Raw genomic sequence first — 13570 nt, 5'->3', positions numbered from 1 at the left:
GAGATAAGACGCGGGCGGTCAGCGGCTGAGATGCGCTTTCATGGCTTCGAGCGCCAGAACATAGCCATGGGCGCCGAAGCCGCAGATCAGGCCGATGGCGACCTTGGCAATGTAGGAGTTGTGCCGGAACTCCTCACGGGCGTGCACATTGCTGAGGTGCAGCTCGATTGCGGGGAGCTCGACGGAGGCAATCGCATCCATCAACGCGATGGAGGTGTGGGTATAGGCGCCCGCGTTCAGGATGATCCCGTCCTGTTGTCCCTTTGCGGCGTGGATCGCGTCGACCAGCGCGCCTTCGTGGTTGGATTGCGCAAAGCTGACCGTGCAGCCAGCGGTCTCGGCCCAGTCCTGACACATGGTTTCGATGTCGGCGAGGGTTGTGTAGCCGTAGACCTCGGGCTGCCGGGTGCCCAGCAGGTTGAGGTTCGGGCCGTTCAGAACAAGGATCGCGGTCATGGGGCACTCGCAAGGAAAGGTCTGATGTTCCATAGACCTATGCGCTGCGGCCTGTCCAGCCACAGCGCATGCCTGAGGGGTCTTACTTGCGCCTTGCGCGCCAGGCGCGCCAGAAGCCGACGCCAGCGCCAAGGGCCGCGACGACCCAGATGGTGAGCGGTGGCAAGATCGAGACGGCCACCGTTTCATGATGCGCCAGCGCGGGGCCGGCAAGGAGCATCAGGGGAAGCGCATATCTCATGGTTGACCCTCCACATGGGCGTGTTTGGCGTGCAGGAAGCTGCGCAGATCCAGCACATTCTTGGCGTCAAGCGAGACGTAGACAAAGCCCATGTTGGTGCGCTCGGTCACCATCTCCCCCGGATAGGGCAGGTAGCTGAGCTCGCGTGAGCCAAAGGAGGGCGAGGCGGTGCCCACCTGCCATTCGGTACTGAGCGAGACATCAACCAGTTTCATGCTCGGGCCGCCATCCGGGGCAGGGCGTTCCTGCGGGACGCCAGCCAGTTTCAGATAGGCGGTCTTGTCCTTCGCGGCGATAAAGCCATCGATGAACTGTTCTGCCAGCACCTGCAGATCTGCCGCTTCATCCTCGGGCTTGAGGTGGCTGTGCAGGTGGTCGTGGGCATGGTTGTGGCCGATGTGGCCGTTAACGATATCATGTGGCATTGGACCACCGCTTTCCTTCGAACTCGCCATGGGGGATGGTGACGGGCTTGTCGATATGGGCCTTGTGCTTGCCCAGATTGCCGGAGGCCACGAGGCTGCCCAGCACATCGACGATCACCCGTGTGCCCATCAGAGCGGTGATGTCAGAGGTGTCATAGGGCGGCGAGACCTCAACCAGCTCCATGCCGCAGATGCCTTCGGCCGCCACCTTGGACGCCAGCGCCAGCGCCTCGCGCGGCAGGAAGCCGCCCGGTTCGGGCCAGCCGGTGCCGGGGACAAAGCCGCAGTCGATGCTGTCGATGTCGAAGGACATATAGACCATGTCCACCCCGTCCCAGGCCATCTCCAGCGCCATCTCGGCGGTCTTGTCGATGCCCATCTTCTCCATGTCGCCCATGGTGATGATGTTGGTTTCGCGCTCGCGGGCGACCTTGACCGCCTCGCGCGGGACCTGCCAACCGCCGATGCCCACTTGGACGAGGTTCTTGGCAGGCACATTTGGGAGCAATGTGGAGTGAAACCAGGGAGTTGTATGCATACGTTCATCCAGATCTTTCTCCTGAATGTCCGCATGGCGGTCGAAATGCACGATCCCGATTTTCTTCGACGTGCATTCGGCGATGCCACGCACGCAGGGAAAGCCGATGGAATGGTCGCCGCCGATCATGATTGGCAGGCTGCCGGAGGAAAACACGTGGGAGACCGCGCGGCTGATCTGGTCGAAAGACTTCTCCAGATTGGCCGGAATGGTGAAAACATCACCTGCATCACAAAGCGTCATCTGCTCGCGCAGATCGACGCCCATTTCGTAATTATAGGGCGTGTAGAGCGCAGAGATCTTGCGCACACCCTGCGGCCCAAAGCGTGTGCCGGGGCGGTAGGTTGTGCCACCGTCAAAGGGGATGCCCAGAACCGTGGCATCGTAGTCCTTCACTTCGGTGACATCTTCGGTATAGGGCGCCTTGAGGAAGGTGTTGATGCCCGCGTAATGCGGCAGCTCGCCGCGCGCGAAGGTGGGGATGGATTTGTCTTCGATGCTGTCGGCGCCTGTCAGCCCCATGCGCAGGGCCCAGCGGCGCTCTTCATCCCAGCGACCTTCGGGCAGATCGGCTTCGGCCTTCATCGAGCGCCAGCCCTGCAGCCTTGTCAGATCCGGGTGGTGGTGACGGCGCTCATCATGGGCCAGGCGCCGGTGGGAGCGGCTGCGCTCAGGTGGGGCGTAGAACATGTGTGTCTTCCTTTATGCGTTGAAATGGGATGCCGCCGTCGCGGGCATCAAAGTCGTAGGTGATCGTCGCGCCGTTGAGATTGGGGTCTTGCGGGTCCCAGCGGGGTTTGTCGAAGACAAGCACGCGGTCGCCGAGCTTGAAGCCTTCCTCAAGGTCGTGGGTGACCATGAAGACGGTCATGCCGGTCTCCGCGCGCAGCTCCTGCAGAAAGTCGTGCATGGAGAGGCGCGTGCCGGGGTCCAGCGCGCCAAAGGGTTCATCGAGCAACAGGATGCGCGGCTTGGCGGCAAGCGCCTGGCCGATGGCGAGGCGCTGCTGCATGCCGCCCGAGAGCGTGGCGGGGAATTGATCTGCCACATGGTCGAGGCCGATGCGTGCCAATGTCTCATCCGCCCGGGCTCGGGCGGCCCGCGCTTCGGTGCCAAAGAACCGGCCCCAGCGGGACCGCAGGCTCTCGCCCGCGACGATATTCTCGCGCACGGTCATATGCGGAAAGACGGAGTAGCGCTGAAAGACCACACCGCGGGCCAACCCCGGCTCGCGCGCAGGTGGGGCGCCCGCCACGCGGATCTCGCCCTTCGTGGGCGTCTCTTGCGCCAGCAGCAGACGCAGGAAGGTCGATTTCCCACAGCCCGAGGCCCCGACGATGGAGACGAATTCGCCTTCCTCCGCCGTGAGGTTCACTCGCTCCAGGATCGGGCGGGACCCGTAGGAGAGAAAGATATTCTCAGCCGTGACAAAGCTCATAGCGTTGCCTGCGTCCAGGGGAAGAGGCGCTGCGAGAGCTTGCGCAGGGTCAGGTCCATCAGGAAGGCCAGCAAGGTGATCCAGATGACATAGGTCAGGATCACATCCATCGCTAGGAAGCGGCGCACGAGGAAGATGCGGTAGCCCAAACCCTGTTCGGCGGCGATGGCCTCCGCCGCGATCAGGAACAGCCAGGCTGGGCCCAGCGACAGGCGCACGGCTTGGATGAGCCGGGGCAAAAGCTGGGGCAGGGCGACGCGCAAGGCGATGACGAAGGTTGAGGCCCCAAGGGTTTCGGCCTTCACGATCATCTCGCGCGGGATTTCAAGCACACGGGCCGAAAGATCGCGGATCAGAAAGGGCAGGATACCCACGACAATCAGCACCACTTTCGACAATTCGCCCAAGCCAAAGACAATGAAAAGGATCGGCAGCACGGCCAGCGGTGGGATCATGGAGATCACGGCCACGAACCCCGCAAGCGTCGCGCGGACGTAGGGCAAAAGGCCAATCAGCAGCCCGAGGATCGTGGCAAGGGCCGCCGAAATCCCGACCCCAAGCAGCAGGCGGATCAGGCTCGCGCCGGTGTCATGCCAGAACAGGATGCGCTCGGACCGTCGATCAGGTTCCGTCAACAGCCGCTGCGCCGTCTCACCGATCTTGCTCAGCGAGGGCATCAGCTTGTCCGACGGGTTCTCCGCCAGCCGCGCCTCCGATCCCAGCGCATAGGCCAGCAGCAACAGCGCAAAGGGCAAGGCCACGAGGACCGTGCGCAGCACGATGTCCGGATTCCGGTTGATCAGCCGCATGGCCTTGCCCCTGCCGTCCGCTTACAGCGCGCCGTCGGCGGCCATCTGCATATAGGTGGTGTCAAAGCGGAACTGCACGTTGCCCGCATCCCCGGTGGTGGACCCATCGGGGTATTCAATGCCCACAAAATCCGCCGAGGGCGCGCCTTCGCCCAAGATCCCTTTGTCAAAGAGGAACTCGGCCACGTTCACCATCGTGTCCGGCAACGCGCTGCTTTGCGTGAATTCGACCGCGTCGGCGGGGGTGTAGAACATCTCGGTGCTGTCCAGCTGCGCCTTGTAGCCCGCCAGATCGGTGCCGGAGGCTTCGGCCATCGCGGTCAGCACCTCTTCGTCGCCAGCAGCCATCAGCCCCATGACCTCATACCAGGCTCCCGCCATGGCCTTGCCGAAGTTGGGGTTGGCCTCCAGCACCTCGGTGTTCACCACCATGAGGTCGATGATCTCGCCGGGGATGTCGGAGCTGTCAAAGAGCTTGGTGGCCGACGGGTCTTCGAGAATGCTGGAGACCAGCGGGTTCCAGGTGACCACGGCTTCCACATCCGGCGTGGCGAAGGCGGCAATCATATCGGCATCGGAGGTGTTGATGACCGAGGCCAGATCGGATTCCTTGAGACCCACGCTGTCGAGGCCCCGCGCCAGCAGGTAGTGTGAGACCGACAGCTCCACCAGACTGACGGGCTTGCCTGCCAGCGACGCCAGATCGCCGTCGCCTTTCACGATCACCGCGTCATTGCCGTTGGAGAAGTCTCCGACAATCAGCGCCGTGGTGTCGACACCACCGCCCGCGGGAATGGACAGCGTGTCCATATTGGTGGCTGAGACACCGTCGAACGCACCTGCCGTATACTGGTTGATCGATTCCACATAGTCGTTGATCTGCACGATCTCGACGTCGATGTCGTATTTCTCGGCCCATTTGTCCATGATGCCGCTGTCTTCGAGATAACCCCAGGGCATCCAGCCCACGTAGATCGACCAGGCAATTCGGAAGTCGGTTTTTTCTTGAGCCACCGCAAGAGGGGCGGTGGAAATCATCAGAGCTGCGGCCCCGATCAGGGCGTGGCGAAGAATGGGCATAGAACGACCTCGTTGCAACGTTCCGCCGAGGACGAGGGTGCGAGGGGGTCGTGGCGGAACAGGAGAAATCGACCGGGTCTCATGCGCAGTGCTCTCCCGGGTTTTTATCCCGCCGTGTACCGGGGCGGAGTTTGCCGCCCCAGCGTCATCTCTCGGACCGGACCCTATGCCATGATGGCGCAGCGGAACCCTAGATGACCTGCGCTGTCAGGCTCCGGGCAAAGCGGTCTGGTGTTCAACCCGGACAGGTTGACGTAGCGAGAAAATACTAAAAATTGCCCAACTTGAAGCCGGAAATGCGGCGGAAAGCCTGATTTTTAATCGAAATCGGTGTGGCCTTGGCTATCTAACCCAACAATTTCCGGTTGAGGGATCCACAGCAACGCCTGAGACAACGTCAGTGATCCGCCAGCGCAATACTGGATGTGGACGCCATAGGTGGCACGGGTGTTATGGGGCTCGATGTGATCGAGAACCAGATTGAGACCCAGGTGCTGATCTCCATCGAGACTGTCATCGGCTCAAACGATGGTGACGTGATCGTGGGCGGCGAGGCGCGGGTGCCTCCCGTCGAAATCGACGAGCTGCGGATCGGGCAGGAAACACGGATGCGCCTGTCGGCTTTCGCGCGGGCGGATGTGCCGGAAGCGATGGGTCAGCTTTTCGACATCTGGGCGGATGCGCTTGAGGATGACCGGACGGGTAATCCCTACTATCTGGCACAGGTCCGTCTGGATGCTGAACAGCCGCATGAGGTCGCTGCACTTGATCTTGTGCCGGGCATGCCTGCGGATCTGTTTGTCCGCACCGGCGAGCGGACGGTGTTTTCTTATCCGGCACAACGCATTCGGGACCGCCTTGCAAGACCGTTTATCGAGTGAGCTCGCAGGGGTTTTCGACCCAGCCAGGTGGGTAAGGGGTGCCATCCGTATGTGGTGAAGTTGGTACGTGGTAAGGCTGTGGGTCAGGGCTCTCTCTCTGGCCCACAGACTGTTCTTGAGTGCGTTTAGCCGTCCACTCGGATGCGCGCATTCGTCGGATCATAAGGGCTGTCCTCGACGATCTCGGCTGGCCAAAGCTGGTCAAACATCTTCACCTGCAGCTTGGTGCCCGGCACCGCCAGATCGGGCGTCACGTACCCCATGCCAATGCTCTTGCCGAAGGCCACCGAATAGCCGCCCGAGGTCAGACGTCCGACACGGGTGTCCCCATTATACAATGCCTCTCGCCCCCATGGGTCCGCATCCTCCGGCCCGTCGATCAGCAGCGTGACGCATTTAGAGCGCACACCCGTCGCCTGCATCCGCGCCTTGCCATGGAAATCCTTGCCGAGGTCGACAAAGCGCGGCAGATCCGCTTCCAGCGGTGTGGCATCGCGGCCCAGCTCCGTCCCGAAGGCGCGATAGCTCTTCTCCTGCCGCAGCCAGTTCTGCGCCCGCGCACCTACGAGCTTCATTCCATGCCTGTCTCCAGCCTTTTCCAGCAAATCGAAGAGATAGTTCTGCATTTCCATCGGGTGGTGCAGCTCCCAGCCAAGCTCACCGGTATAGGCCACCCGGATGGCGTTGACCGGGCACATGCCCAACTCGATCTGACGGGCGCTAAGCCACGGAAAGCGTTTGTTGCTCAGAGCAGTCTCAGGATCGGCATCCTTGATCACTTCTTTGAGCACGTCACGCGATTTCGGCCCGGCGATGGCAAAGACACCCCATTGGGTGGTCACGTCCTGAATGCCCACCCATTGGCCCTCACTTGTCGGGTTCCAATCGTCAATCGCCTTGAGCAGGTAATCCTGATCATATTCCGTCCAGGCACCGGCGGAGACAAGGTAGTACTCATTCTCCGCCCAGCGTATGATCGTGTATTCGGTGCGCGTGGTGCCATGCGACGTCAGCGCATAGGTCAGATTGATCCGACCAATGCGAGGCAGCTTATTGCAGGTGAAATGATCGAGGAATTCCGTCGCGCCGGGCCCGAAGAGCTTGTGCTTGGTGAAGGCGGTGGCATCGATCAGCCCCACACCCTCGCGGATCGCCTTGGCCTCTTCGACCGCATATTGCCACCAGCCACCGCGCCGGAAGGAGCGCGCGGCATGGTCGCTAAACCCTTCTGGGGCATAGTAATTTGGGCGTTCCCAGCCGTTGACCCAGCCAAACTGCGCGCCGCGGGCCTTTTGCCGGTCATAAGCCGGAGCCGTCCGCAACGGGCGGCAGGCGGGGCGCTCTTCATCAGGGTGGTGCAGGATGTAGACGTGATCGTAACATTCTTCGTTCTTGCGCGCGGCGAATTCAGTGGTCATCCAGTTCTGGCTGTAGCGTTTGGGGTCGAGCGAGGCCATGTCGATCTCAGCCTCTCCCTCAACCATCATCTGGGCAAGGTAGTAGCCGGTGCCGCCCGCTGCGGTGATCCCGAAAGAGAAGCCCTCGGCCAGCCACATGTTGCGCAGACCAGGAGCCGGGCCAACCAATGGGTTACCGTCCGGCGTGTAGCAGATGGGTCCGTTGAAATCATCCTTTAGCCCGCAGTTCTCGCAGGAAGGGATGCGGTGGTTCATGGCCATATACTGGCCTTCGATGCGCTCCAGATCGAGCTGGAACAGATCGGCGCGGAAGCTGTCGGGCACGCCGTATTCAAACCGCGCAGGCGCGTGTTTTTCATAGACCCCCAGGATCCAGCCGCCGCGTTCCTCGCGCACATAGGATTGCGCGTCGGCATCACGGATCACCGGGTGCTCGACGTTGCCTTCGCCGCGGAACTTCACAAGCTCCGGATCCTGATCCATGACAATGAACTGGTGCTCCACCGGGATCGCGGGGATCTTGATGCCCAGCATCTGCGCGGTGCGCTGCGCGTGGTTGCCGGAAGCGGTCACGACATGCTCTGCCGTGATGACGACCTGCTCATCGGTTGGCACCAGATTGCCGCCCTTTTCGGTCATCTTGGTGGCCGTTACTTCCCAGTGCGTGCCAGTCCAGTGGAAGGCATCGGCTTGCCATTTCCGCTCGATCATCACGCCCCGTTGCCGCGCCCCCTTGGCCATCGCCATGGTGACATCGGCGGGGTTAATGTAGCCGTCCGTGTGATGATAGAGGGCGCCTTTCAGGTCTTGGGTGCGAATGAGCGGCCATTTCGCTTTGATCTCATCGGGCGTCATCCACTGATAGGGCACACCGCAGGTCTCAGCGGTAGAGGCGTAGAGCATGTACTCATCCATGCGCTCCTGCGTCTGCGCCATGCGCAGGTTGCCGACGACCGCGAACCCTGCATTGAGCCCGGTTTCCTCCTCCAGCGTCTTGTAGAAGCGAATGGAGTAGTCGTGGATATGCGTGGTCGCATAGGACATGTTGAAATAGGGCAAGAGGCCCGCCGCATGCCAGGTGGAGCCGGAGGTCAGCTCGTCCCGTTCCAGCAGCATCACATCGTCCCAGCCCGCGCGTGCGAGGTGATAGGCAATCGAGGTACCAACGGCGCCGCCGCCGACAACAAGGGCTTTGACTTGGGTTTTCATGGCTCAGGCTCCGTCACGGGGATGTTGCGCAAGCTTTAGCGTGTGGGGGACAAAGAGCAAAACTGCGCCCGACCGGTCATAGCGGGAAAGCGACATGGCGCAAGCGGTGGCCTGAAAGCCCACCGAACCTGCTTGTCGCAACCGGATGTGCTGGCAGGTGGGGTGGGCTTTCAGGCCACCCTTTGCAGCAGATCAAAGAACCTTGCCGGGATTAAGGATATCTTGGGGGTCCAATGCGGCCTTGATGGTGCGCATGACATCCGTGGCACCGCCCAGTTCCTTGTCGAGATAGGGCCTCTTGCCCTGGCCGATCCCGTGCTCGCCGGTGCAGGTGCCACCCATCGAGATCGCAAGCTCGTTGAGCCAGATGACAAACTCGGCCGCCTTTGTGACCTCCTCGGCATTCGACATATCGACCAGCGGGGAGACATGGAAATTGCCGTCGCCTGCATGCCCGACAATGGGGGCGATCAGGCCGAGTTCCGCCACGCGGGCCTGGGCTGCGGTCACACACTCCGCCAGTTTCGAGATCGGCACGCAGGCGTCCGTGGCGATGCCTTGGGCGCCGGGTCGGTATTGCAGCATGGCGGGGTAGGCGTCGTGGCGGGCTTTCCACAATCGATTGCGCTCTTCCACCGTGGTGGTGGCGCAGTAGCCATGGCCACCCTGATCTTCGGCCAACGCGCCGAAGATCTCCGCCTGTTCGACCACGCCCGCCTCGGTGCCGTGGAACTCCAGCAGCAGCAGCGGGGTTTCGGGCAGATCGAGCTTGGAGTGCGCGTTCAGGGCCTTGACCATCACGTCGTCCAGAAGCTCGATCCGCGCCACCGGCAACCCATACTGAATGACCGAAATCACGGTCTGACAGGCGGCATCCACGCTCGGAAAAGAGCAATGCGCCGAATTTATCGCCTCCGGAATGCCCTGCAGCTGCAGCGTAATCTCGGTGATCAGGCAGAGCGTGCCTTCGGAGCCCACCAGCAGGCGCGTAAGGTCATAGCCTGCGGAGGATTTGCGCGCGCGGGTCCCGGTGCGGATCACGCGCCCGTCGGCCATGACGGCCTCGACCGCCAGCACATTGTCCTTCATTGTGCCGTAGCGCACCGCGTTGGTGCCCGACGCATTGGTGGCCGTCATCCCGCCCAGCGAGGCGTTGGCGCCGGGATCAATGGGGAAAAACAGTCCCTGATCGCGCAGATGCGTGTTCAGCGCCTCGCGCGTCACACCGGGCTGCACGCGGCAATCGAGATCGCCCGGGTTCACCTCCACCACCTGATCCATCTGGCTGAGATCGACGCAAACACCGCCCGCGGGGGCATTGACATGCCCCTCCAGCGAGGTGCCGGTGCCATAGGCGATCACGGGCACCCCATGCTGCGCGCAGATGCGCACAATGTCGGACACCTCCTGTGTGCTATGTGCAAAGACCACCGCATCGGGCGGCTGGTTCTCGATCCAGGTGGTGGTATGCCCATGCTGTTCGCGGATCGCGCGGCCCGTCTGAAATCGTTCGCCGAACTGCTGTTTCAGCACGCCAAGCGCGGTTTCGATCCCGGGCTCGTTGCGCGGCAGGCTTGCGTGTTTGACCATCTGTCCCTCCCAGGCCGGGGCTATTGCCCCAGCGCAATCCCTTCGCGGCGGGGGTCAGCCCCGCCTTGCAACCCGTCGCCGATGGCGATGGCGTGCAGGCCGGAGGTCAGCGGGCGGCTGCCCACCTCATACCCCATGGCCGTCAACGCCTCGGACAAGTCTTCCGCTGCGGTGCTTTCTTCCACGTCATAGGTGCCAAAGCGGTTCACCGCATGTGGAACCGACAGGGCCTGTTGCACATCCATGCCCCAGTCGAGATGCGCGATGATGCTCTGCGCCACATAGCCGATGATGCGGCTGCCACCGGGGCTGCCGATGGCCAGCACCGGGGTGCCGTCCTTCATCACGATGGTCGGCGCCATGGACGAGCGGGGGCGCTTGCCCGGCTCCACCCGGTTGGCAATCGGCACGCCATCCGCATGGCTCTTGAATGAGAAATCCGTGAGTTCGTTGTTCAACAGGAACCCACGCACCATCAGGCGGCTGCCGAAGCCGTTTTCGATGGTTGTGGTCATCGAGGCCACATTGCCTGCGCCATCCACGATCACGAAATGCGAGGTCGAAGGCAGCTCGATGGAGGCATCGTCGGCCCAGTTCAGCGCATGGTCAAAAGCCGGGGCGCCCGGAGCCACCTCTGACAGCGCGTCGTCACCCGCAAGCAGCTCAGCCCGCTCCGCAAGGTAGCCCGCGTCCACAAGCCCCTCGGTCGGGACGGGGACATAGTCGCTGTCGGCCATATAGCGGCCCCGGTCGGCAAAGGCCAAACGCGAGGCGTCGCCGATCAACCGGCGCACCTCGGCGTCCATGGGTCCGGCGGAGAGGTCATAGCTCTCCAACATGCCGAGGATCTGCCCGACCGTGAGCGCGCCGGAGGAAGGTGGCCCCATTCCGCAGACATCATGCGCGCGATAGCTCACGCAGACCGGCGCGCGCTCCTTCACCTGATAGATGCTGAGATCGACGGTTGAGAGCACGCCGGGGTTGCCCTCGGCCCCGCGCACGGTGTCGACGATGTCCTGCGCAATCTCGCCGGTATAGAAGGCGCGCGTGCCGCCCTCCGCCATGGCGCGCAGCGTGGCCGCATAATCGGGGTTTGTCAGCAGTTCTCCCGCTTCCAGTGGCGTGCCACCGGGCATGAAATACTCCGCTGTGGCCGGGAAGCGGCCCAGACGCTCCTGATCGCCCTCGATCAGACCGGCAAGGCGGGGTGAGACGGCAAAGCCTTCTTCCGCGCGCGTGATGGCCGGGGCCAAAAGCTCCGCCCAATCCAACGCGCCCCAGCGCAGATGCACCTCTTCCATCAGAGCCGGGGTGCCGGGGGTTCCAACCGACAGCCCGCCCACCACCGCGTCAAAGAACTTCAAAGGTTCGCCATTGCCGTCCTGAAAAAGACGCGGTGTCGCGGCCAAGGGGGCCGTTTCGCGCCCGTCGAGCGTGGTCAGCGTGCCGCTTTCCGCATCATAGTAGACAAGGAAAGCACCACCCCCGAGACCTGAGGATTGCGGCTCCACCAGCCCCAGCATCGCCTGCAAGGCCACCAGCGCATCCGCCGCCGTGCCGCCCTTGGCCAGCACATCGGCGCCCGCCTTCACGGCCCATGGGTTGGCCGCCGCCACCATCCAAGTCTCAGCCTCGACCGGCGTGCCTGCGAATTTCGCCTCCAGAGCGGCGGCCACCTCAGGCGAGATCGCCTCGAAGGCACCTTGTGTGGCGGCTTCGGGTTGCACGGCATCGGCAGCCTGTTGCGCCGCCGCAGCCGTTGCGAGGAACAGGGCCGCGCCCGTTGTCAGTAGATGTCGCATGGTCTCTCCACTCCTTTGGCTGGTGTCTAAAGCATCGCGGGCACAACCTGATCGGGTGGTCTGTGCCCATCGTCGAAGGTCTTGATATTGATGATGACTTTCTCGCCCATCTCGATGCGCCCCTCGCGCGTGGCGGAGCCCATATGCGGCAAGAGCACGACATTGGGCAGCTCGCGCAGGCGCGGGTTCACATGGGTGCCGCGCTCGTAGACGTCGAGGCCCGCGCCCGCGATCTCGCCTGCGCGCAGCATCCGGGTCAGCGCGGCCTCGTCAAGAACTTCGCCGCGCGAGGTGTTCACGATCACCGCTTCGGGCTTCATCAGTTTCAGCCGCCGCGCGTTCATCAGATGGAAGGTCGAGGGTGTGGCCGGGCAGTTGATGGAAATCACATCCATGCGCGCGACCATCTGGTCGAGGCTCTCCCAATAGGTGGCTTCCAGCGCCTGTTCGATCTCGGGGCGCAACCGCCGCCGGTTGTGATAATGCACTTGCATGCCAAAGGCGCTTGCCCGTCGCGCCACGGCTTGACCGATGCGCCCCATGCCGAGAATGCCCAGACGCCGCCCGGCGACGCGCCCCCCCAGGTACGCCGTGGGCGCCCAACCATCCCATGCATCCGACTGCATCACATGCAGACCTTCCGGAATCCGGCGCAGTACGGCGAGCAGCAGGGCCATCGTCATATCGGCGGTATCATCTGTCAGCACGCCGGGCGTGTTCGAGACCAGCACACCACGCTGCCGAGCTGTTGCCACATCGATGTGATCGACACCCGCGCCATAGTTCGCAATGAGCTTCAGCCGGTCACCCGCCTGGCTGATGAGGGCAGAATCAATCTCATCCGTGACCGTGGGCACCAGCACATCCGCCGTTTTCAACGCCTCCGCCAGATCAGACCGATCCATCGGGGTGTCATCGTCGCGCAGCCTGACATCGAAGAGCTCCGACAGCCGGGTTTCAACCTCCTCGGGTAACCGTCGCGTGACGACAACACTCAACCTCTGCTTCGCCATTTTGCACCTCCCCGGACTTGGCGCGGCGCGCCCTTTCGTGGCATGGTGGCCGAGATGCGGGCGAGGCACAAGAACCTCGCGGCGTCTATCGGGCAATTTGCGAAGAACAGGCACTGTCATGACGAAATTCCTATCCGGGTTGCTCGCTGCGGCGATGGCCCTGGGCTTGAGCGGAGCCCCGGGCTTTGCGCGTGAGACCGGCAAGGTCACGAATCTGCCATTGCCGCGGTTTGTGTCGATGAAAGCTTCGGAAGGGAATGCACGTCGGGGGCCATCTCTCACGCACCGGATCGACTGGGTCTTCAAACACCGCGACATGCCACTGCAGATCATTGCGGAGCATGGTCATTGGCGCCGTGTGCAGGATCGGGACGGGCAGGGGGGCTGGGTCCACTACTCCCTGCTGTCGGGCGTGCGCACGGTGATTGTGCAAGAAGACATGCTGCCCTTGCGGATGCGGCCTGACCCGGACGCGCCGGTGAATGCGGCCCTCGAAAGCGGCGTGATCGCCCGGCTTGGCAAATGTGGCCCCGAGTGGTGTCGGTTGCGCTCTGGCGGGTATCGCGGTTGGGCTCCGAAGGCGCGGCTCTGGGGCGTTGCCCCGGACGAGATCCGCGACTGACGCCGCCGGGCTGTTGCAAGGGCACTGGATGCGGGGCAGGATTGGCCT

At 62.9% G+C, this 13570-nt stretch carries 13 protein-coding genes and 1 riboswitch; of the genes, 2 read left to right on the top strand and 11 right to left on the bottom strand.

From position 1 onward, the window contains the following. Positions 1-18: 18 nt before the first annotated feature. The 7 genes from aroQ to So717_RS00315 form a co-directional block, all read right to left on the bottom strand. Positions 19-456 (bottom strand): type II 3-dehydroquinate dehydratase, encoded by a 438-nt coding sequence (gene aroQ / locus So717_RS00345; protein ID WP_159974233.1) that lies wholly within the window; start codon positions 454-456, stop codon positions 19-21. Positions 457-538: 82 nt separating this feature from the next. Beyond that, on the bottom strand, positions 539-697 hold the full coding sequence (locus tag So717_RS00340; RefSeq protein ID WP_159974232.1) for a hypothetical protein: 159 nt from the start codon (positions 695-697) through the stop codon (positions 539-541). Continuing rightward, positions 694-1122, bottom strand: coding sequence for a hypothetical protein (locus tag So717_RS00335; RefSeq protein WP_159974231.1), 429 nt, complete (start codon positions 1120-1122; stop codon positions 694-696). Before So717_RS00335 ends, So717_RS00340 begins: the two co-directional genes overlap by 4 nt. Further along, entirely contained in the window at positions 1112-2350 is a 1239-nt protein-coding gene (locus tag So717_RS00330) for an agmatinase family protein (RefSeq protein ID WP_159974230.1), read from the bottom strand. The genes So717_RS00335 and So717_RS00330 overlap by 11 nt, the downstream gene beginning before the upstream one ends. Next, positions 2331-3098 carry an ABC transporter ATP-binding protein gene (locus tag So717_RS00325; protein WP_159974229.1) on the bottom strand — a complete coding sequence of 256 codons (768 nt, stop codon included), beginning with the start codon at positions 3096-3098 and terminating at the stop codon, positions 2331-2333. The genes So717_RS00330 and So717_RS00325 overlap by 20 nt, the downstream gene beginning before the upstream one ends. Then, entirely contained in the window at positions 3095-3907 is an 813-nt protein-coding gene (locus So717_RS00320; protein WP_159974228.1) for an ABC transporter permease, read from the bottom strand. The genes So717_RS00325 and So717_RS00320 overlap by 4 nt, the downstream gene beginning before the upstream one ends. 21 nt (positions 3908-3928) lie before the next feature. After that, positions 3929-4987 carry a putative urea ABC transporter substrate-binding protein gene (locus tag So717_RS00315; protein ID WP_159974227.1) on the bottom strand — a complete coding sequence of 353 codons (1059 nt, stop codon included), beginning with the start codon at positions 4985-4987 and terminating at the stop codon, positions 3929-3931. Between the two features lie 91 nt (positions 4988-5078). After that, a riboswitch (guanidine-I (ykkC/yxkD leader) is annotated at positions 5079-5192 on the bottom strand. Positions 5193-5412: 220 nt separating this feature from the next. On the opposite strand from So717_RS00315, the gene So717_RS00310 reads away from it, so the two are divergent. Beyond that, positions 5413-5868, top strand: coding sequence for a beta-barrel domain-containing protein (locus So717_RS00310; RefSeq protein ID WP_159974226.1), 456 nt, complete (start codon positions 5413-5415; stop codon positions 5866-5868). A 125-nt stretch (positions 5869-5993) separates the two neighbouring features. Here the strand turns inward: So717_RS00310 and So717_RS00305 are convergent, their stop codons facing one another. The 4 genes from So717_RS00305 to So717_RS00290 form a co-directional block, all read right to left on the bottom strand. Then, positions 5994-8495: a GcvT family protein gene (locus So717_RS00305; protein ID WP_159974225.1), complete on the bottom strand. Its 2502-nt coding sequence runs from the start codon at positions 8493-8495 to the stop codon at positions 5994-5996. A 192-nt stretch (positions 8496-8687) separates the two neighbouring features. Next, on the bottom strand, positions 8688-10085 hold the full coding sequence (locus So717_RS00300) for an FAD-binding oxidoreductase (RefSeq protein ID WP_159974224.1): 1398 nt from the start codon (positions 10083-10085) through the stop codon (positions 8688-8690). A gap of 20 nt (positions 10086-10105) precedes the next feature. After that, on the bottom strand, positions 10106-11887 hold the full coding sequence (ggt, locus tag So717_RS00295) for a gamma-glutamyltransferase (protein WP_159974223.1): 1782 nt from the start codon (positions 11885-11887) through the stop codon (positions 10106-10108). Positions 11888-11913: 26 nt separating this feature from the next. Next, positions 11914-12900, bottom strand: coding sequence for a 2-hydroxyacid dehydrogenase (locus So717_RS00290; protein ID WP_159974222.1), 987 nt, complete (start codon positions 12898-12900; stop codon positions 11914-11916). Between the two features lie 118 nt (positions 12901-13018). On the opposite strand from So717_RS00290, the gene So717_RS00285 reads away from it, so the two are divergent. Then, a complete protein-coding gene (locus tag So717_RS00285; protein WP_159974221.1) occupies positions 13019-13522 on the top strand; it encodes an SH3 domain-containing protein in 504 nt (167 codons plus the stop codon). Positions 13523-13570: the final 48 nt, after the last annotated feature.

Origin of the sequence: Roseobacter cerasinus (assembly GCF_009811755.1) — a bacterium.
Classification (GTDB): Bacteria; Pseudomonadota; Alphaproteobacteria; order Rhodobacterales; family Rhodobacteraceae; genus Roseobacter; species Roseobacter cerasinus.
This window is presented reverse-complemented; position numbering and strand designations above follow the sequence as displayed.

Coding starts and splice junctions, on each gene's coding strand:
- aroQ (WP_159974233.1), bottom strand. CDS start 456: ATGACCGCGATCCTTGTTCTGAACGGCCCGAACCTCAACCTGCTGGGC.
- So717_RS00340 (WP_159974232.1), bottom strand. CDS start 697: ATGAGATATGCGCTTCCCCTGATGCTCCTTGCCGGCCCCGCGCTGGCG.
- So717_RS00335 (WP_159974231.1), bottom strand. CDS start 1,122: ATGCCACATGATATCGTTAACGGCCACATCGGCCACAACCATGCCCAC.
- So717_RS00330 (WP_159974230.1), bottom strand. CDS start 2,350: ATGTTCTACGCCCCACCTGAGCGCAGCCGCTCCCACCGGCGCCTGGCC.
- So717_RS00325 (WP_159974229.1), bottom strand. CDS start 3,098: ATGAGCTTTGTCACGGCTGAGAATATCTTTCTCTCCTACGGGTCCCGC.
- So717_RS00320 (WP_159974228.1), bottom strand. CDS start 3,907: ATGCGGCTGATCAACCGGAATCCGGACATCGTGCTGCGCACGGTCCTC.
- So717_RS00315 (WP_159974227.1), bottom strand. CDS start 4,987: ATGCCCATTCTTCGCCACGCCCTGATCGGGGCCGCAGCTCTGATGATT.
- So717_RS00305 (WP_159974225.1), bottom strand. CDS start 8,495: ATGAAAACCCAAGTCAAAGCCCTTGTTGTCGGCGGCGGCGCCGTTGGT.
- So717_RS00300 (WP_159974224.1), bottom strand. CDS start 10,085: ATGGTCAAACACGCAAGCCTGCCGCGCAACGAGCCCGGGATCGAAACC.
- ggt (WP_159974223.1), bottom strand. CDS start 11,887: ATGCGACATCTACTGACAACGGGCGCGGCCCTGTTCCTCGCAACGGCT.
- So717_RS00290 (WP_159974222.1), bottom strand. CDS start 12,900: ATGGCGAAGCAGAGGTTGAGTGTTGTCGTCACGCGACGGTTACCCGAG.
- So717_RS00285 (WP_159974221.1), top strand. CDS start 13,019: ATGACGAAATTCCTATCCGGGTTGCTCGCTGCGGCGATGGCCCTGGGC.